A 20,830-nucleotide genomic window follows, 5' to 3' on the forward strand; every position below is an offset into this window, starting at 1 on the left:
TCGCAAAAATATATTTCAATTTAACATGAAAATTACAGTGATATCCTTTGATAATTGGGGTTTTAACCAAAAGATTGTTGACCACATATCGGAGGAAGGACACGAGGTTCACCATATTGATTTCAGTAAATTTAAATATAAATATCCCAATGTCTTATTTAAAGCCTACAATTTTATTTTAAAGTCGTTTTTTAAGCAAAATTTAAAAACGAAATTTTATGGCAAACAGATTTTAAACGAATTAGACCAAAATCCGAATAAACAAGATTTAATACTTACTATCAAAGGAGATTTTATTGCTCCAGAGTTTGCGAGTAAGATAAAAAAATACACTAAAAAATCGACTGCTTTTTTTAATGATAACATCAAAAGATGTCCTAAAATTATTGGCGTTTTAGATTGTTTTGATACTGTCTATTCTTTTGAAAAAGAAGATTGCGAAAAATACAATTTAAAGCATAAAACAAACTTTATTTATAACTTTCAAGAGAAAAAAGAAACTGAAATTACAAAATCAGTTTTCAATATTTCCTCTTATGGAAGAAGTTTAGACCTTATCACAAAAATTGCCACTGAATTGAGGAAAATAAATATTCCTTATAAAATCATTATTTTTGATAAAAAAAGAAAACTTAAAAATAACACTTTAGTTACCTCTGTTCAAGAAACAATTCCGCTTGAAGAAGTTAATAATCAGATTAAAAAGGTAAGTTGCTTATTAGATTTACAAAGAATAAATCAGTCGGGATTATCCTTTAGAGTTTTCGAAAGTTTGGGATGGCATAAAAAACTAATAACAACCAACAGCTCTATTCGCAACTACGATTTTTATAACGAGAATAATATTTTAATAATTGATCCAAAAAATCCAATCATAACTTCTGACTTTTTTGAAAAACCTTTTGTAGAAATTCCACAAGAAATAATAGAAAAGTACAAACTGTCCGGATGGTTTAATGAATTTATTTAAAACATGAAAAGTATATATATATTATGTCCTCCAAACAAAGCAACAGGAGGTCCAGAAGCTTTGCATCAATTAGGTCATTTATTAAAAAAAGATGGTTATAATGTTACGATGCTCTATTCTAAACGAAAATCAAATCCTGTACATCCTTTTTATAAAGACTATCAAATTCCATATACCTATAAGGTAAAAGATAGTGCCGATAATGTAATGATCATTCCTGAATCTATGACCAACTGGATGGCAAGATTTCCATTGGCTGAGAAGAAAGTTTGGTGGTTGAGTCTTACTTTCTATGAAATGGCAATGAATAGTAGAGAAGCAAAGAAGAATTTTTTAAGAAAAATATTTGTACCTTACAAACATACCGAATATCGCTTTGAGAAAAACAAAACTATCACACATTGGTATCAATCACAACGTACAAAAGAGTATTTAGATACAAAAGAATTATGTAATCCGGCACAGTATTTATGTGATTATGTTGCTGATGTATTTTTTGAAAATTTACCTGAAATAGAGGATTTTGATAAAAAAGATATTATTACTTACAATCCTAAAAAAGGATTTGATAAAATTGAACCAATTATAAATCTTTTGCCCCAATACCAATGGGTACCGCTATCTGGAATGACTAGAATAGAGATGCGTGATTTATTGAGAAAAGCTAAATTGCATGTGGATTTTGGGTATTTTCCTGGAAGAGATAAAATTCCGCGTGAAGCTCTAATTTCAGGTTGTTGTCTATTAACAGGAAGGGAAGGAACTTCTGGTTTTAAAGAAGATTTAGGCATTCCAGAAATTTATAAATTACATGAAAATGAAATTACTCCAGAAATTGTAATAGAAAAAATACGTCACATAATGACTAATTACGATTCTGTTAAAAATGATTTTACATCATTTAGAGCATTTGTTTTATCGGAAAAACAAAGAATGTTAGATGATATTAGAGGTCTTTTAACTAAAAACAATTCTTAAAGATGATGCTAAGTGTAATAATGATTGTTTACAACCATTCAAAATATATTGAAGAGGCAATCCAAGGCGTTTTAAAACAAGAAACTAACTTTGATTTCGAATTTATAATATCCAATGATTGTTCAACTGACAATTCTGACAGTCTTATTCGTTCTATAAAAAATCAAAATACAAGATGTAAAATTACGTATTATGATCAGAAGGTGAATTTAGGAATGATGCCAAATTTTATGTTCGCCTTAAATGCTGCGAATGGAAAATATATTGCTTTGTGCGAAGGTGACGATTATTGGACAGATGCTTCTAAACTTCAAAAACAAGTAGATTTTTTAGAACAAAATAATGATTTTAGTATTTGTTTTCACAACGTAAATCTTGAAATTAACAACACTCTTAAAGAAGACAATCTCAAAAAAAGGATTCCATCTGTATTCGGAATTGAAGAATTAGCCTTAAAAAATGTAATTCATACACCAAGTGTTGTTTATAGAAATCGATTATTTCCTGAATTTCCTGATTATTTTAAAAATGCTCCAATAGGTGATTATTTTTTACATTTATTGAATGCCCAATACGGAAAGATCAAATATATTGATGAAGTAATGGCGGTTTACCGTATTCACGGAACCTCTTATTGGTCTTCTAAAAGTAATGCAGAGCAAGATCAGATACTAATTACTTTTTTGAATTTAATAAAAATAAATTTTGAAGGACAAATTCAGAAAATTATAGATCTTCAAATTGAAAAAATTGCAATGAAACATGCTGGTTTTTGGGATAAAAAGATAAAAAAAATAAAACGTTTTTTTGATCCCAAAAAATAAATTTAAAATTATACTAAAAAGAAAACATCTTGTTATTAAAAACTTTATAAATCAAGTATTTATAAAATAATTTAATCGAATTTTACAAAAAAAATATGTCTTTATCTCATCCCATATATGTTACCAAATCCTTTTTTCCTCCGCTAAAAGAGTACAATCATTATTTAGAACGGATTTGGAAAAATGAATGGCTTACTAATAGAGGTGAACTTACTTTAGAATTAGAAAAAAAATTAAAAGAGAAATTAGCTGTTGATACTATTCTTATTACCAACAACGGAACGATACCGCTGCAAATTGCGCTAAAAATTTTAGGAAACTACGGAGAAATAATAACAACACCTTTCTCTTACATAGCTACTACATCTGCTATAATATGGGAAAACTGCACTCCTGTTTTTGTAGATATTGATCCCGATTATCTCACGATTGATGAATTAAAAATTGAAGCTGCTATTACCGATAAAACAACAGCAATTTTAGCAACACATGTTTTTGGGAATCCTTGTCATGTAGAACGGATTGAAGAAATTGCTAAAAAACACAATTTACATGTAATTTATGACGCTGCGCATTGTTTTGGTGTCAATTACAAAGGACAATCCATTTTTAATTATGGTACTGTAAGCACTTGCAGTTTTCACGCTACCAAAATATTTCACACTGGAGAAGGTGGCGCTATTTTTTGTAAGGATCAAAAACTGTATGAAAAAATATTTTACTCTCATAATTTTGGACACAATGGTCCTGAAGATTTTCATGGTTTGGGTATTAATGCTAAAATATCAGAATTACAATCTGCTATGGGATTAACCGTTTTGAATCACTTTGATTCCATATTTGAAAACAGAAAACGTGTGGTAGATTTTTACACTAAAAATCTAAAATTCGAAAGAATATCTAAAATTAAAATTAGAGAAAATACAGAATGGAATTATAGTTATTATCCTGTTATTTTCGAATCGGAAGAAATGCTTCTAACTGTATTAAAAACGCTCAACGACAATAAAATTTACCCAAGAAGGTATTTTTATCCTTCTTTGAATAAAGTAAATTATGTACATGGTGCCAATATGCCCATTTCTGAATCAGTTGCTTCCAGAGTTTTATGTTTACCCTTATATAAAGACTTAACCGATGAAGAAGTGTTAGTAATAGTTAATTTAATAAATCCTTTAACATGTTAATAGTTGGCGCAAAAGGTTTTGCAAAAGAAGTTCTTGAAGTTTTACACATTAACGATCAATTACAACATATTTCATTTTATGATGATGTTAACGTACTGACAGCAAAAACACTTTATAATAAATTTGAAATTATTACCGATTTAGAAACTGCTTCGGAATACTTTAAAAACAAATCGAAATTATTTACTATTGGAATAGGAAATCCTATTTTGAGAAAGCAACTTTTTGATAAGTTTACTGCAATTGATGGAATTTACTCTTCGGTAATTAGTACAAATGCAAAAATTGGACACTACAATACAATAATAGAAACTGGCAGCAACATTATGTGTGGTGTAGTAATAACTAACGACGTACATATTGAAACAGGAGTATTAATAAATTTGAATTGTACCATAGGTCACGATACAAAAATTGGCAAATTTGTCGAAATATCACCGGGTTCAAATATATCTGGAAATTGCAAAATTGGAGATTATTCTACTATTGGAACCAATGTTACTGTATTACCCAACATCACAATTGGCACAAATGTAATTGTAGCCGCAGGAGCTGTGGTTACAAAAGATGTTCCCGATAATTGTATGGTAGCTGGAGTACCAGCAATAATCAAAAAATATTTCAATCAATAAATAGAATATGTTTCAAAATACTGAAGTAAAATCCATAAACAAGGGATTTTTAAAACAACTTTATATACAATCTTTATTCAATTTTTTTTTAGTGTTGTTGATTGCTCTTCCCTATTTAAGTTATATAGAAAGTGGGAATGAAATAAAAGCAAAAATTTATTTTTTAGCAACAACAATAAGTCACTTCTTTTTACTGACAGCTATTCCACTATTATTGAGCATAGTGATTTATTTTATTACAAAATCTACACGATTGAGTAGCATAATATTTATAATATTGATGCTCTTAGTGTTGCTCATTCTTAAAGTGGATGCTAATATTTTCAATCAATTTAGATACCATTTATCGCCTATCGTATTTAGTTTGTTATTTGGAAAAAGAGCCAGCGACATCTTCCAATTTTCTACTTCAAATGTCATTACTTCAATTTTATTTGTTGTTGGTTTAGTTCTAATTCAGCTCTTATTTTTCTGGATTGCAAAAAGAATAATTGATAAAACAAATCAATTTCACATTAGAAAAACACTTGCGTTTATTGTCATATGCTTGCTTTATAGTCATTCGATATTTGCTTGGGCTGATGTCAATTTTTACAGGCCAGTTTTACAATATAAAAATATTTATCCTGCTTTTTTTCCTTTAACAGCTGAAGGTTTAATGACAAAACTAGGACTTGTAGATGAAGCATTGATTATGCGAAATAAAGAAATTAGTAAAAATCAGACTCAAAACTCCATCCAATATCCATTAGAACCAATTAGTTCGATAGCGTTAGAAAATAAAAAAGATATTGTATTTATCGTAATAGATTCATGGCGTTTTGATTGCATGTCAAAAGAAATAACTCCTAACATCGCACAGTTTTCGGAGAAATCACAAGTGTTTCAAAATCACAACAGCGGTTCGAACATGACAACTGGAGGAATCTTTTCGTTGTTTTATGGAATACCTGCTACCTATTTCGACTCGTTTACAGGAGTTGAAAAATCACCTGTTTTTATAGATGAGTTACAAAAGCAAAACTATCAAATTGGTATTTTTAGTAGTGCTACTTTAGAAAATCCACCTTTTGATAGGAATGTATTTTCCAGAATAAAAAATATTCGTTTATTCTCTGATGGTGATTCTCCTGATGAGAGAGATCAAGATGTAACCAAAGATTGGTTGGAATATTACAAAAAAAGAAACACAAAAAATCCTAGCTTTAGTTTTGTCTTTTATGATGCAGCCCACGGATTTGATTATCCAGATTCCTATGCGATTCCTTTTAAACCGGCTTGTAAAGAAGTTGATTTTTTAGCTTTGAGTGATAACTACGATGCAAAACCACTAATAAACAGATATAAAAATGCGCTTCATTTTATTGATAATGAAATAGGAAAAGTAATTTCACATCTTAAGGAAAATAATAAATTACAAAATACTATAATAGTCATTACCGGAGATCACGGTCAGGAATTTAATGACAATAAAAAAGGGTATTGGCAACACGGAGGAAATTTTTCTAAATTTCAGATTCAAGTACCTATGTTAATTTATGATGCTTCTAAAAGTCCAAAACAATATGATTACTTAACTTTGCATTATGATATTGTTCCTACCCTAATGAAGCATTATTTAGGAACAACCAATAAAGCTGCAGAATACAGTGCAGGAAGAGATATTTACGAAAACAAAAAAAGAGATTGGTTTGTATGCGGATATAATCAAAAGTATTCTGTAATTGAGCAAAACCAAATCACAAACATTTATGCTTCTGGCTTATTTGAAATTACAGACCAAAAACTGAACACCTTAAGCAAAGATATTAATTACGACGTTATTGAAAATGCTTTTAAGGAAACAAATAAATTTTATATAAAAAACAAATAATTTTTTTATGGAAAATAGTAATCAAGAAATTCAAAACGCATACGATATAATTAAGGAAGGTGGAATTATACTCTATCCAACGGATACCGTTTGGGGAATTGGCTGTGATGCCACCAATCCTGAAGCTGTAGCTAAAATATACAAACTTAAGAAAAGAGCAGAAACACAAAGCATGATTGTGCTCATGAATGGAGAACGCATGATGTACAATGTGTTTAAAGATATACCCGAAGTAGCATGGCAAATCATGGATCTTTCAGAAAATCCTACCACACTGGTATTAGACAAACCAAGAAACGTGGCGGCAAATCTAATTGCTGCAGATCAAACATTAGGAATTAGAATCGTAAAGGAACCTTTTTGCTTTAAGTTGTTAGAAAAAATGAAAAAGCCACTTGTTTCTACATCGGCAAATATATCAGGCCAACCTACTCCAAAAAGTTTTAAAGAAATTAGTCCTGAAATTATAAAAGGCGTAGACTATGTTGTAAATTTGCACCGCGATAAAATAGCAGGAAAACCGTCAACAATAATTAAATTAACGAGTGATTCTCAAGTTAAAGTAATTCGTAAATAAATACTCACTTCTATAAAGAGGAATCAATTTAGACCGAAAAAAATTATTTTGAAAAACTACAAACAAGCCCTACATAACAAAATATTTGAAGTCATAACTCAAGCTTCCGAAGAACTTAACATTGATAGTTATGTGATTGGTGGTTTCGTAAGAGATTTGATTTTAAAAAGAGAATTCAAAAAAGATATTGATATTGTTGCCGTAGGTAGCGGAATTGAATTGGCCCTAAAAGTGTCTGAATTACTTCCAAAAAAACCAAAAGTACAAGTTTTTAAAACCTATGGAACCGCTATGTTGCGTTTTGAAGATACTGAGATTGAATTTGTAGGTGCTCGAAAAGAATCGTATCATTTTGAAAGCAGAAATCCTGTGGTGGAAAATGGTACTCTTGAAGATGACCAAAACAGACGTGACTTTACGATCAACGCGTTGGCTTTATCTTTAAATAAAGAAAATTTTGGAGATTTATCAGATCCTTTTAATGGCTTAGTTGATTTAGAAAATAAAACAATAAAAACCCCTCTGGATCCTGACATTACTTTTTCTGATGATCCCTTAAGGATGTTAAGAGGAATTCGATTTGCCAATCAGTTGGGTTTTGAAATTGAAGAAAACTCTTTAAAATCAATCACAAAAAATGCGGAACGAATCAAAATTATTTCTGGAGAGCGCATCGTAGAGGAACTCAATAAAATTCTTTCTACAGACAAACCGTCTATTGGTTTTTTACTGTTATTTAAAACTGGACTTTTAGATATTATTCTTCCGGAATTAACAGCTTTAAATCAAGTAGAAGAAATTGAAGGACATACACATAAAAATAATTTTTATCATACATTAGAAGTTGTAGATAATATTTGCCCTAATACCGATGATGTTTGGTTGCGTTGGTCCGCTTTGTTACACGATATTGGAAAAGCGCCCACCAAACGATTTAATAAAAAACAAGGCTGGACATTTCACGGACATGAATTTCTTGGTGGTAAAATGGCCAAAAAAATATTCGAACGCTTGCACATGCCATTGAATCACAAAATGAAATTTGTTCAAAAAATGGTAATGATGAGTTCTCGTCCTATCGTTTTGTCGCAAGATACCGTAACAGATTCTGCGGTTCGCCGTTTAGTTTTTGATGCTGGAGAAGATGTAGAGAACTTAATGACTTTATGTGAAGCAGATATCACTACTAAAAACCCAAATAAATTTAAAAAATACCACAATAATTTTGAAATCGTTAGAAAGAAAATTGTCGAAGTAGAAGAACGCGATCAAGTACGCAATTTTCAACCTCCTATTTCTGGTGAGGAAATCATGGTTCTTTTTAATTTAAAACCTTCTAAGGAAATCGGAATGTTGAAAGAAGCCATTAAAGAAGCCATTTTAGAAGGAGAGATTCCTAACGAATATAATGCTGCTTATGCATTTATGCTGAAGAGAGCTGCAAAAATTGGACTAAAGATTAACGCTTGTTGAATTGAGAAATAAACAGATTTCAAATACCTTTGTATAAATTAATTTTGAACAATGAAAAAAGAGAATAATTACGTGAGCATCTGGTTGCTATCCGGTTGTTTATTATTGTTTATAATGGTTGTTGTTGGAGGAATCACCAGATTGACAAATTCTGGTTTGTCTATGACGGATTGGCATTTGGTAACAGATACTTTCCCTCCACTTACAGAGGCAAAATGGTTACAAACATTTGAAGAATACAAGAAATTTCCAGAATATCAAAAAATCAACATCCATAATGATTTTACGCTAAGTGACTATAAATTCATTTATTTCTGGGAATGGTTTCACCGATTTATTGGTAGAATCATTGGCCTAGTATTTATTATTCCATTCTTCTACTTTTTATTAAAAAAACGTCTTTCAAGCCCAACTATCAAAAAGTGTATCGTATTACTTTCTATGGGTGCTTTTCAAGGTTTTTTAGGATGGTTTATGGTTAAAAGTGGTTTAATTGATGATCCAGACGTAAGTCATTTTAGATTAGCATTACACCTTACTTTTGCATTTATCACGTTTGCTTACACGCTTTGGGTTGCACTAGATTTAATCTATCCAAATAAAATTGAAGTAATCGTTCCGCTACGAAATCTAGCACGAGTTGCATTAGTCTTTTTGATAATTCAAATTATTTATGGCGGATTTGTAGCAGGTTTAAACGCCGGTTTAATTCACAACCACTGGCCACTAATGAGTGATGGACAATTTATACATGACAGTGTTTTTATAGAACAAAAAACATTATTCTTGAATCTTGTTGAAGGAAAAAGTGGGGTTCAATTCGTTCACAGAACTATGGCCTATTTTGTAGTTGCTCTTATAATTGCTTTGTACATAAGAAGCAAAAAATTTGCCCTTACAAGTATTCAAAAAAGAGGAATAAACACTTTATTAATTTTCGTATTTATACAATTTACATTAGGTGTTTTCACTTTATTGTATGGCGTTCCGTTGTGGTTGGGTTTGGTACACCAAATTATGGCCTTCTTTTTACTTACAGCCATGACCTTTACCTTACACCGATTGTCTAAATAGTATTGTAAAAAACATAAATTATTTAACTTACTTTTACTAACAACCAATTGTTACACAATAACAAAAATACAACCAGACTATATTGTCGCATTTCTTTGCTTATAAACTTAAATGTCTAAACTAGCTCCTCAAGATAAATTTTTAGATTTATCAGATTATGGAAGACCTATTGGAAATTTTATTGCCAATCAACTTAAAAACACTCGCTTTACTCCTATTCATGTTACGCTTGTTTTTGGTGTTTCTGGATTAATTGCTATTTACTTTATTTTAATAAATCAGTATTTATTAGCTGGTTTTTTCATCATTTTAAAGTCAATTATTGATGCAGCCGATGGTGAATTAGCACGATTAAAAAACACACCTTCTTATACCGGAAGATACTTAGATAGCGTATTTGATATCATTTTAAATTTTTTGTTTTTGATGACCATTTGCTATGTTTCAAACACTAGTATTTGGCTTACTTTATTGGCATTTATTGGCATTCAATTGCAAGGCACTTTATACAATTATTACTATGTAATTTTAAGAAATAAATCGGTTGGTGGAGATACTACGAGCAAGATTTTCGAAAATAAATCACCTCGCGCTTTACCGGGAGAGCGTCAAAAATCAGTAGATATTTTGTTCTTTATTTACACCATTGTATATGGCGCTTTCGATAAAATAATTCACCTATTAGATAATGATGCTTATAAGGTTAAGACGTTTCCTAACTGGTTCATGACATTAGTCAGTCTATACGGATTAGGATTTCAGTTATTGATTATTGCCATCATGTTACCTTTACAACTTATTGAATATATAGTTCCGTTTTTTATTGCTTACACTGGGCTTATATTTGCACTGATTGGAATCAGAAAATTGGTTTTTAAGGTTTAAAACTATCATAGTAATAATCTATCGTAAACCTTTATTTTATTATATTCCAGCCACTTATATTAGTCTATACAAATCTTTTATTTAAGTCAACATAAATATATAATTATCTGAAAGTTAGAATTATATAAAACTAAATTTTAATTCTGTAAGAGAGTTTGTGAGTATATTTCTGAAATTTGTAAAACACAATTATTAATTCAAAACTTAGAAATTATGCCAAATTCAAAAGAGATTAAAGGAAACTGGAATGAGTTTAAAGGAAAACTTAAACAAAAATATGCTGAATTAACTGATGATGATTTGCTTTACGATGAAGGAAAAGAAGATGAAATGTGGGGTAAATTACAGCAAAAATTAGGTAAAACAGAAAAAGAAATTAAATCATTATTTGATTAATTTTAAAAAACTGTTTAGTTAATTTGACTGTCTCAAATACTGTTGCAACTGTATTCATTTTGAATTGCTGCACTTAGTATCTGAGACAGTTTTTTTATTGCTAATACTTAGTTTATCCATGTTTTAAAATCACTTACTTTTTCTCTACTCACCACAACCTCATCTTCTTTATATGTGGGCAAAATTATCTTTAAGCGAGAGTTACTATGCACTAAAATTTCTTTAATTGCTTTGAGAGGTATAATAAATTTTCTACTAATTCTAAAGAAATTTGCTCCATCTAAATCATGTTCTAAAACTTCTAAAGTCGAATCTATCAAATAATTTCGATTGTCAAAAGTATGTATATAAGTTCCTTTATTTTCACTAAAAAAACATTCAATTTCTTCAACCGAAATCACTTTTAAGTGTTGACCAATTTTTACCGTAAAACGTTTTTTATAGGTTTTATCATAAGGATTGGAAAGCATTTTTTTAATTTGTTCGAAATCAAATTGAAGTGTTTCTTGTTTGGGTAATCGCGCTTTAAATTTAGAAACAGCTACTTCTAAGTCCTCTTCATCGATAGGTTTTAAAAGATAATCAATACTATTTAATTTAAAAGCTCTTAACGCATATTCATCGTATGCTGTTGTAAATATTACAGCACTTTTTATTGTTTGCTGCAAAGTAGAAAAATGTTCGAAAATTTCAAACGACAAACCATCTGATAATTGAATATCTAGAAAAATTAGATCAGGATGTTCATTTTTGGTAAACCAATCAATTGCTTCTTCTACAGAATGAAGCATTACTCCTACCTCAATATCTAGTTTTTGCAGTTTTCTTTGCAATAATCTTGCAGCTGGTTTTTCGTCTTCGATGATGATTATTTTCATTTTTTAATCTTAAAGTTGTAAACAAATAAATTTAGAATTATTCCCATTTCTGACTTTTTTCTTTGTCCATAAATTGCTTTATTTTTTTCTCCTCCCAATTTTCACCAAAAAATATATTTCTTCCAAAAACCGACAATCCATGAGCTACTAATCCTATGCCCCAAAACAATGCCGTTGAATAAGTTTGCCAATTTAGAAAATCTCCATTTTGAAATGAATTTCTATTCATACTCGAAAGAATAATAAAAGCATTTACTAAAACATACACCATTAAATGAATATAAAAACCTTTAATTTTTTTTACTTTTCGGTAGGCCATTTCATATTCAGAATCCGGATTATTTAAATCCATTTCTTTTCTATCATATCTATTTTCGCGGTCTCTTTTCATGATACTTAAATTTAACTTCTTACTCTATTATTTATATTCTCTATCTCTTTCCTATCAATTCTTTTATCTTTTTTTATTCCCAATCCTTATCAAAGTAAGGTATATAATTAAAGACTTTTATTGCTGCTACTCTTTCAAATGCTTTGGCATACTGTTCTTCATTATTATATTTCTTTTCTATTATTTCTTTTTCTTTACGTTACTTATAAATTTCTTTACTGTTTTGTTTTTGCATTATCTCTTTTATTTTTCGTTCTTCCCAATTAGTACTATAACCAAATACTTTTAGAGCATGCATAATTAATCCAAAACCCCAACCTGCAGCTGAAAACCAAAACCATTGAAAATGGGGTGAATAAGTAAGATTGATAAATATTAAAATAGGAATGACAAAACAATACGATAATAAGTTTCCGTAAAAGCCTTTCAGTTCTTCAACTCGTTTTTTAGCTCTAAAATAAGAGTTCTCTTTTCCATAATTTATAGATGCTTCCATGATTGTTATTTTTTTTGTTAAAACTGGTATTTTGACTGCAAATACCTTTTCATTTTGATCAATTTGTATTTTTCTATTGGTAATAATTTCGTATCGACTGATAATATTTTGAAGTCCTACGCCTTGCCTTTCTTGCAAAACATCTTTTTTTTGATAATCATTTTCAACAACAAGATAATCACCTTCTAAAAATATTCTGATGTGTAACGGTTTCTGTTCACTAACTACGTTATGCTTTACTGTGTTTTCTAATAAAAGCTGTAAGGATAGCGGAACCACTTTTGCCTCTGGATTTATATTGGTTGTTGGCAATTCATAAAAAAGGCTATTTTCAAAACGCATTTTTAATAAGTTCATATAGGTTTTGGCGAAAGCTAATTCTTCGTCTACACTAACCAACTCTTTGTCTTTTTGTTCTAAAACATAGCGATACACTTTTGATAAGGAAGTGGTAAATCGCTGCGCATTATCTGGATTTTCTTCGATTAGAGAACTCAGGACATTCAGACTATTAAAAAGAAAGTGAGGATCTATTTGGTTTTTTAAAGTCTCAAATTTTGCCGAAGCAGTTCCTGCAATAATCTTATGTTCAATAATTTCTTTTTTAGAAGCTTGTTTCCAGTTGACCATAAAGCTTCTTGCATGAATAAAAATGGAAACTCCCAATGACAAAACGATATAAAAAAGATGAACAAAAATCATTTTCTCACTAAAAAATTGTCCCGGATCTAAATCCTGAAACATCACAAAAGTGATATAATCAATTAGTAAAACAACAGGAACGGTGTATAAAACTGTGGTAATGATTCCAAAATAAACTCTCAAATTCGTTTGTTCAAGCCAATCCCATCTTCGATCGAGTAATACGTTAATCATTCCGTTACCAAAACCAATCCCAAAAGAATACAGGGAACTTACCAAGAAGGTTCGTATGACATTCTCTAATTCAAAATTCATTTGAACTATAGAAAAGACTAAAGTAAAAATTAAGCTAATTTTGAAACAAACCATGAAGCCTTTGCTAAACTCTGTAAATGTTTTGATTCTGTGATTTTCCATTATTTTATGCTGTTATTTACAATTTGCTGATGCTGCAATAGCGCTATCCAATCCCCATTTTGGAGAAAAAGTAGTTTCAGGTTTAAAAGTAGCAAAAAGTCCAATAGCTTTTTCAATTTGAGCACACATTGGTTTGGTATCGGTTCCCCAAAATTTTGCGGCACCAATTTCAAATTGTGCTTTCTCGAAAACAACTCTCGGATTTTCTGGAGCAATAGCTAAGGCTTTCCCATACAACTCCATTACTTTTCCAGATAACTTTTGTCCGTTTGTCATGGGGTCATAAGCTATCCAAGCAGTGTGAATCATCGCTTGCAGTACTAATAGTTCAGGATTATTAGGATTTTTAGCCATTTCTATAGTTACTGCATTTTGCGCTTTTGTCAACAATAAATTTATTTGCTCCTTATCTTTCGTTTGAAAAGCCGCAGTTGTATTTATTAATGCTAGGTAATAATTAGGCAACCAACTTGTTTGCTCTGCAGCAGCAATTCTTTCAAATAAATCTGATGCTTCTGTATTTTTTCCTTGTCCCCAAAGCTGAAAAGCTTTTCCCATGCCTTGATCAAATTGGCTTTGAGCCGACAATAAACTACAAATAAATAAGGCGATGCTAGTGATAATTTTAGTCATGATTTCTAGTTTTTAAATGATTGTATTTTATAAATGTGTTTGATATTGATTCTCTCTAATTCTATTTCAAAAGTATGGCGATGCCTTTTCTTTTAAAATTTATACTTACTCAAGTGTTGAAATAATAGGATGAACTGTTTTTAGACCACAATTTTTAGAGAGTTAAAAGTTTTTTATTAAAGATTCTTTAATTGATTGTCTTTTTTATCTGCACTAATGGTCCAAAAGAAGCCTACAAACAAAAAGCGATCTGCAGTGGGTGTTATTGCGGTACGATTATAAATTCCATTTGAATTTGGATTTTTTGCATAATCGTAGCCATAAACGTTTTGAGTTCCTAAAACATTTGAAACAGAGAAATATAAAATCTTTTGTTGGGATAGTAAATACGCCCAATTAAAACTTAAATTATTATATGCTTTTGTTTTTCCGTTCATAAATTCCGTTTCATTGGGATTATTATACGGTCTGCCAGTGCTGAATGAATTAGTAAAACCAATTTGTGATTTCCAATCGTTAATCCAGTATTTAGCAACTAATGAAAGACTATTATTAGCAATGAAACTTGGTGTAGCTTGAGTAGGAAAGTTTTTGTAATCTCTTTGCGAATCAATGTAGGAATAAGAAATCCAATATTCTAAATTTTTGAAAGTCGTTCCATCTCTCCAAAATAAATCTAATCCTTTAGCATATCCAGAACCTGAATTATTAAAAACCGAATTGTATTGAATGGTTGGCGTATCATATTTTACTAAATTGTCATAGCTCTTAAAATACGCTTCTGCAATTAAAGTTTTCCCTGTTTTACTAAACTGATAATTAACAATATAATGAGAAGCTTTCTCACTTTCAAATTGATGAAATTTAGAATATTTGATGTATTGTGAATTTGGAGACTGGCTAAAATCTCCGTAAGCCAAAGAAAACTGACTGTTTTTTGTCATTTTGTAAGCCAGTGATATTCTAGGAGCAATTGCCGTTTCCTCCAGTAAACTATTATTTGAAAATCTCAAACCAACTTTTGCAGCCAGTTTTTTAGAAAAGTAAATATCTGATTCTGTAAAAATAGCTGCAATAGCACTATTGTATCCAACAGCATTTGCTATTCCAGTATTGGGTTTAAAATCTTCATCAAATTGGGTTATAAAATAATCAGCTCCAAAAGACATTTTAAATCGATTAGAAATATTCTTTTTTAATTTCAATTTAAAGTGCGCTGCGTTTTCATCATTATCAACATCGTCTAAATCAAACTTGATTTTATTCTTACTATAACCGTAGCTTATTCCTGAATTAATTTGCCAATTTGAACCAAAAACTCCTTTGTATGTAGTATTAAAATAAAAATTATTATTGTTTAAATTTACTCTTATTTTTTGTGGTGCATTGATGTTTTCCTGATTTACGTCAAACCTTGAGGAATCAAAAGCAGCATAAACTTTTAAAATTCCATTCGTGAAATTATAGCGGTAAACGGTTTCTCCTGATACCGATTGAAAAGGTCTATTCCAATCTACGTTTTGTTTTATTGCATATTGATAAGGAGCTAAATTGATGTAAGAGGCATTGACCGTTAGTGCACTTTTTTTCCATTTTTGAGTATTTCCAACGCCTAAACCTACCGTCATCAAAGAAATTTCTGTTTTATTGTAATCGGCTTCATCTTTTGTATTCAGCAATAAAACACTCGATAAAGCTTCGCCATATTCTGCAGAATAACCTCCTGTAGAAAAGGAGATTCCGTCGAATAAAAAAGGAGAAAAACGACCTCTAGTAGGCAGATTTTGTGCCGAAGCACCATAAGGTTGTGCTACTCGAACTCCATCAACAAAAGTTTGTGTTTCATTGGCTTCGCCTCCACGCACAAAAAGTCTCCCGTCTTCTGCCACGTTTTGCGTTCCAGGTAATGTCTGTAATGCCGCGATAATGTTTCCAGCAGAACCTGCTGTAGTTACAATATCAAGCGCTTTTAAAACAGAAACTTTTGCTTTTCCTCCAGCCTCAAAAGTTCCTGCAGTAATTACAACCGCATCCAATGCATTGACATTGTCTTTTAGCTTGATGATTTTGTTTTGAAAATTGGAAACATCAATCTGTGTTTTAGAGGTTTCAAAAACAAGAAAACTCACAACCAAAATTTGATTGCCAGTGGTAGTAGTCTCAAAGTTAAAATCGCCTGTTTCTGAACTCGAACTTCCGTCATACGTTCCTTCAATATAAATATTTGCACCGGCAATTGGCTTTCCTTTTTGATCTACTACTTTACCAGAGATAATTGTTTGAGCAAAAAATACAGTGGAAATTAATATAAGACAAGTAGTGATTAAAATTTTCATATCATTTGATTTAGTTGATGAAGCAAATATATTGGTGCCCAACTAACATTAAAACAAAAGCTAACCGAACTGTCAATAAATGGGGATGAGTTGCGATATGAACGATTTTCTTATACATTTACAACACTAAAAATATGCTTATGAATACCGAAAAAGAGAAAATGATCGCAGGAGAAAATTATTTTTCAGGTGATCCTATTCTAGTAAAAGACAGACGAAAATCGAAAAATCTATTGCATCGTTTGAATGTAACAGAATACCGAATAACTAAAAAAGCACGAGAAATACTAAAAGAACTTATTCCTAATGCTGGAGCAAACCTTTATATAGAGCCTCCTTTTTTTTGTGATTATGGCTACAATATCATTTGTGGTGAGAATGTATATTTTAATGTAAATTGTGTAGTATTGGATGCTGCTCAAGTAACAATTGGATCTAATGTTTTTTTTGCTCCAGGCGTTCAGTTATACACCGCGAGCCATCCACTTGATGCAGAATTACGTAAAACAGTAGCAAATGCATTGCCTATAACAATTGGCAACGATTGCTGGATTGGCGGAAACACGGTTATTTGTCCTGGAATTACTATTGGGAATGGTTGTGTTATTGGTGCTGGATCAGTGGTTACAAAAGACATACCTGATAATAGTCTAGCTGTTGGAAATCCAGCAAATATTATTCGGAAATTAAATGAATCCCAAAAATAATTGAATTACATTTATCTAACTTTCAAACTATTACATAAAAACTATGAAGCACTTTAAATTATTTCTCGTATTTATCCTTGTTTTAATTGTCAACTCAGTTTCTGCACAATCAACTTTTGACAAATGGCCGGCTATCAAAGAATTTCATGAAGTAATGTCAGCTACTTTTCATCCTGCCGAAGAAGGAAATCTAGCTCCTATTAAATCGCGTTCGGAGGAAATGATGAATCAAGCCGCACAATTATTAAAATCAGCTATTCCTGTAGAATTTAGAACTGACAAAATTTTAGCAGCAGCACAAAAACTACAATTAAAAAGTAAAGGTTTACATAGATTAGTTCAATCTCAAGCAACTGACGATGAAATTTTGAAATCGATTACTGATTTACATAACACTTTTCATGAAATAGTTGGACTATGTTCTGAAGAGAAAAAATAAGAACAGCAAAATAATCTTTTGATTTCTTATTCAAAATAGCAATTATAATTTTTAGTATTTCTACAAACAACTTACCCTTATGCTTTTATGAAAAATAAATGAATTTTGATTTTTTATAGGCTAAATAAATGAAGAAATCATAAAATACGGTAAGAACCTGTATTTTTCAATTCTATTGTGGTTTTGTTTTTTTAAATTTGTGAAACACAAACTCATTCCTTTTAAAGAATGTGCTTTCTCATCTTATCTAAACAAAAGAATACAAACTACTCACAATGAATACTACTGCAAAAATTAAAAAAAATTATCAGTTTATTAAAATTAAAAAATTAGTTATAGTATCCATTCTTATTGGTTTTCTTTCTGCTTTTTTAGGAATCGTTTTAAAGAATGCTACGGAGTATTACGAATCTATATTTTTTCATAGAGCTACTATAAATTCAGTATTTTTTGTAGTATTTCCTATTTTTGGTTTGTCTATAATCTTTTTTCTTAGAGAATATCTTTTTAAAAAAAAGGAAAACAAAGGGATTAAAGAAATTTTTGAAAGTGTAAATTCTAAATCAAAAAATTTACCCAGTTACAAAATCCCTTCCCATTTTATCAACGGATTACTGACCGTAGTCTCAGGTGGATCTACAGGAATTGAAGTATCAACGGTTGTGGCAACAGCAACTATTGGTGCGGTAGCACAACGCAAACAAAATGTTTTTAGACAATACAAAACAGAATTAATATGTGCGGGAATTTCAGCAGGAATTACGGTTTTATTTAGTAGTCCTATAGCAGGAATATTATTTTCCTTTGAAGTAATTTCTAAAAAAATAACTAGAGCGTTTATACTCTCCAATGTAATTTCTGTTACAGTGGCTTATGCGCTATGCTACATATTACACGAAGAACCTTTATTTGCTGTCGATGTAACAACATGGCACTTAAAAGCGGCTCCCTATTTTATACTTTTAGGAGTTTTGGCCGCCATTCATTCTGTATATCTTACGCGAGCGGTACTCTTTTTTAAAGCACAGTTCTATAAAATAAAAGAAGCTCATTTTAAAATAATTTTAGGATCCTTAATACTAAGCTTATCCTTTATCTTATTCCCACAATTATACGGAGAAGGTTATCATACAATGAAAATCTTATTTTTAAATCCTAATGCGACAACACTTACGTTTTCATTAGCTTTAACATTTATCGGAATCATTTTATTAAAACCAATTGTAACTTCGGCCACCTTGGCTTCTGGAGGTGACGGAGGTGTTTTTGCTCCTAGCCTTTTTATTGGTGCTTTTTTAGGTTTGTTTTTGGCCTTACTTTTAAATCGTTATTTGGATGCAAATGTGATTCCTCTAAATTTTATGATTATTGGAATGGCAGCGGTTTTAAGTTCTAGTATCCACGCTCCCTTTACCGCTATATTTTTAGTGTGCGGATTGACTAATGACTATACCTTATTTCTACCTATTTTAGTAGTTTGTTTGATTTCTAAGTATACTGCAAAAATGATTTATCCTTTTACCGTATATACTTATTCACCCACTCTAGCAAAATAAGCATATGTCATCAATTCATAAAATAAAAAGGAACTACCGCAAAACTAAATACATTCTTTATAAAGAAACATTGGTTGATTTTAAAGAACATTTTTGGGCTTTTGTAGGCGGATTTGTAGGCATGGGTATTATTGCTTATTTGCAATCTACAGTGCTTCCAAAATCAGATATGGTTTATTTAATTGGTTCTTTTGGTGCTTCTAGTGTTTTAGTGTATGGCGTTATTCAAAGCCCTTTAGCACAACCCAGAAATCTCATCGGAGGACATGTAATTTCTGCCCTGATTGGCGTTACTATTTATAAATTTTTACCAGATATCCTTTGGTTAACTGCTCCACTTGCTGTAGCTTCCTCTATTGTATTAATGCAAATTACCAAGACCTTGCATCCTCCTGGTGGCGCCACAGCATTAATTGCAATTGCGGGTTCTGAAAAAGTTAAAAATCTAGGCTATTGGTACGTTCTTTCGCCTGTCTTAAGTGGCGCATTAATCTTACTTGCAGTAGCCTTAATTACTAACAACATGGCACATAACAGACTCTATCCGAGTCATAAAAAATACCACAAATTCAGAAAAAGAATCTCCAAAGTTTTTACCAAAAAAACCTCTTTTTAAATCATTAGAAATTAGTTGTATAACCAAAAAAAGAAGTCGTTTGACACTTTTTATATTTTAATTATAGCTAAATAAATTTTCTCTTTTATCACTTTTGATTCTCTTCGCATACGCAAAAATCTTATCAACAAAACTAAAATCTGTCTCAAAACTTCGAGACAAAATCTAAAATTATATTTTACCTTTGACCATTCAAAAAAACAGGAACGATTATGGTTTATAAATTTAGAGTGATTCTAGACGCAGAAGAAGATGTTTTTAGAGATATTGCAATATTAGAAGAAGATACATTAGAAGATTTACACAATGCTATCTTCAATTCCTTTGGTTTTGATGGGATGGACGTTGCTTCTTTTTACACTTGCGACGAGACTTGGAATCAAGAAGATGAAATCTCTCTTTTTGATACTGGAGATGTAGTAGGTGAACAAAAAATAATGAGTGATTATCCATTATCTGAAATTTTAGATAAGGAAAATACTAAGATTATTTATGTTTATGATTTCATTAATATGTGGACATTCCTAGTAGAATTAGCAGCTATTGAAAATCCAGTTACTGGCAACAGTTATCCTGAAACTATTTTTTCTCATGGTGAAATTCCTGATGAAGCAATGGAAAAAAACTTTGAATCAGACAATGCCGATGATTACAATGATGAATATGAGGACGGCTTAGACGAAGATGATTTGGATATGTTTGAAGGAGACGACAGTTTTGAAGATTTCGGATTTGAAGAGAACTGGAATTAGTCAAAACTCGTGCTATAGCTAAAAACAGAGTCGATCAAAACACTTAAAATTAAAACATTTCCTAAAGATGAAATGTTATTTTGTTTGCACATAATAAC

21 protein-coding genes are annotated in these 20,830 nt (G+C 30.7%); 16 read left to right on the forward strand and 5 right to left on the reverse strand.

Going from position 1 to position 20,830, the window contains the following annotated elements:
* Positions 1-25: 25 nt before the first annotated feature.
* From J3S90_RS00505 to J3S90_RS00555, 11 genes are all read left to right on the forward strand, one after another.
* Entirely contained in the window at positions 26-970 is a 945-nt protein-coding gene (locus J3S90_RS00505; RefSeq protein WP_210643978.1) for a hypothetical protein, read from the forward strand.
* A gap of 3 nt (positions 971-973) precedes the next feature.
* A complete protein-coding gene (locus tag J3S90_RS00510) occupies positions 974-1,948 on the forward strand; it encodes a hypothetical protein (RefSeq protein ID WP_210643981.1) in 975 nt (324 codons plus the stop codon).
* Between the two features lie 2 nt (positions 1,949-1,950).
* The gene (locus tag J3S90_RS00515; RefSeq protein WP_210643983.1) at positions 1,951-2,772 is read left to right on the forward strand and encodes a glycosyltransferase family 2 protein; all 822 of its coding nucleotides are present in this window, start codon (positions 1,951-1,953) and stop codon (positions 2,770-2,772) included.
* Between the two features lie 95 nt (positions 2,773-2,867).
* On the forward strand, positions 2,868-3,959 hold the full coding sequence (locus J3S90_RS00520) for a DegT/DnrJ/EryC1/StrS family aminotransferase (protein ID WP_210643985.1): 1,092 nt from the start codon (positions 2,868-2,870) through the stop codon (positions 3,957-3,959).
* A complete protein-coding gene (locus J3S90_RS00525; protein ID WP_210643987.1) occupies positions 3,953-4,591 on the forward strand; it encodes an acetyltransferase in 639 nt (212 codons plus the stop codon). The genes J3S90_RS00520 and J3S90_RS00525 overlap by 7 nt, the downstream gene beginning before the upstream one ends.
* A 7-nt stretch (positions 4,592-4,598) precedes the next feature.
* Entirely contained in the window at positions 4,599-6,464 is a 1,866-nt protein-coding gene (locus J3S90_RS00530) for a DUF3413 domain-containing protein (RefSeq protein WP_210643989.1), read from the forward strand.
* A gap of 7 nt (positions 6,465-6,471) precedes the next feature.
* The gene (locus J3S90_RS00535; RefSeq protein WP_188049793.1) at positions 6,472-7,041 is read left to right on the forward strand and encodes an L-threonylcarbamoyladenylate synthase; all 570 of its coding nucleotides are present in this window, start codon (positions 6,472-6,474) and stop codon (positions 7,039-7,041) included.
* Between the two features lie 45 nt (positions 7,042-7,086).
* Positions 7,087-8,514, forward strand: coding sequence for a CCA tRNA nucleotidyltransferase (locus J3S90_RS00540; protein ID WP_370566830.1), 1,428 nt, complete (start codon positions 7,087-7,089; stop codon positions 8,512-8,514).
* Positions 8,515-8,565: 51 nt separating this feature from the next.
* On the forward strand, positions 8,566-9,588 hold the full coding sequence (locus J3S90_RS00545) for a COX15/CtaA family protein (RefSeq protein WP_210643991.1): 1,023 nt from the start codon (positions 8,566-8,568) through the stop codon (positions 9,586-9,588).
* A gap of 111 nt (positions 9,589-9,699) precedes the next feature.
* A complete protein-coding gene (locus tag J3S90_RS00550; RefSeq protein ID WP_210643993.1) occupies positions 9,700-10,473 on the forward strand; it encodes a CDP-alcohol phosphatidyltransferase family protein in 774 nt (257 codons plus the stop codon).
* A 213-nt stretch (positions 10,474-10,686) separates the two neighbouring features.
* Entirely contained in the window at positions 10,687-10,869 is a 183-nt protein-coding gene (locus tag J3S90_RS00555; protein ID WP_188049789.1) for a CsbD family protein, read from the forward strand.
* 107 nt (positions 10,870-10,976) lie between these two features.
* On the opposite strand, the gene J3S90_RS00560 is transcribed toward J3S90_RS00555, so the two are convergent.
* From J3S90_RS00560 to J3S90_RS00580, 5 genes are all read right to left on the reverse strand, one after another.
* On the reverse strand, positions 10,977-11,747 hold the full coding sequence (locus tag J3S90_RS00560; protein WP_210643995.1) for a LytR/AlgR family response regulator transcription factor: 771 nt from the start codon (positions 11,745-11,747) through the stop codon (positions 10,977-10,979).
* Positions 11,748-11,784: 37 nt separating this feature from the next.
* On the reverse strand, positions 11,785-12,138 hold the full coding sequence (locus tag J3S90_RS00565) for a 2TM domain-containing protein (RefSeq protein WP_188049787.1): 354 nt from the start codon (positions 12,136-12,138) through the stop codon (positions 11,785-11,787).
* A gap of 199 nt (positions 12,139-12,337) precedes the next feature.
* Positions 12,338-13,693: a histidine kinase gene (locus J3S90_RS00570; RefSeq protein WP_210643997.1), complete on the reverse strand. Its 1,356-nt coding sequence runs from the start codon at positions 13,691-13,693 to the stop codon at positions 12,338-12,340.
* A 12-nt stretch (positions 13,694-13,705) separates the two neighbouring features.
* Entirely contained in the window at positions 13,706-14,326 is a 621-nt protein-coding gene (locus J3S90_RS00575; protein ID WP_210643999.1) for a tetratricopeptide repeat protein, read from the reverse strand.
* Positions 14,327-14,502: 176 nt separating this feature from the next.
* Positions 14,503-16,662, reverse strand: a complete 2,160-nt coding sequence (locus tag J3S90_RS00580) for a TonB-dependent receptor (protein ID WP_210644002.1) — start codon at positions 16,660-16,662, stop codon at positions 14,503-14,505.
* A gap of 140 nt (positions 16,663-16,802) precedes the next feature.
* Between J3S90_RS00580 and J3S90_RS00585 the strand changes: the two genes are divergently transcribed.
* The 5 genes from J3S90_RS00585 (at position 16,803) to J3S90_RS00605 (ending at position 20,732) form a co-directional block, all read left to right on the forward strand.
* Positions 16,803-17,369 (forward strand): sugar O-acetyltransferase, encoded by a 567-nt coding sequence (locus tag J3S90_RS00585; protein WP_210644004.1) that lies wholly within the window; start codon positions 16,803-16,805, stop codon positions 17,367-17,369.
* 43 nt (positions 17,370-17,412) lie between these two features.
* Entirely contained in the window at positions 17,413-17,808 is a 396-nt protein-coding gene (locus tag J3S90_RS00590; protein WP_210644006.1) for a hypothetical protein, read from the forward strand.
* Positions 17,809-18,083: 275 nt separating this feature from the next.
* On the forward strand, positions 18,084-19,364 hold the full coding sequence (locus J3S90_RS00595; RefSeq protein ID WP_210644008.1) for a chloride channel protein: 1,281 nt from the start codon (positions 18,084-18,086) through the stop codon (positions 19,362-19,364).
* A gap of 4 nt (positions 19,365-19,368) precedes the next feature.
* The gene (locus J3S90_RS00600) at positions 19,369-19,980 is read left to right on the forward strand and encodes an HPP family protein (protein ID WP_188049780.1); all 612 of its coding nucleotides are present in this window, start codon (positions 19,369-19,371) and stop codon (positions 19,978-19,980) included.
* 212 nt (positions 19,981-20,192) lie between these two features.
* Positions 20,193-20,732, forward strand: a complete 540-nt coding sequence (locus J3S90_RS00605) for an IS1096 element passenger TnpR family protein (RefSeq protein WP_210644010.1) — start codon at positions 20,193-20,195, stop codon at positions 20,730-20,732.
* Positions 20,733-20,830 lie beyond the last annotated feature (98 nt).

Source organism: Flavobacterium flabelliforme (assembly GCF_017948675.1).
GTDB lineage: Bacteria > Bacteroidota > Bacteroidia > Flavobacteriales > Flavobacteriaceae > Flavobacterium > Flavobacterium pygoscelis.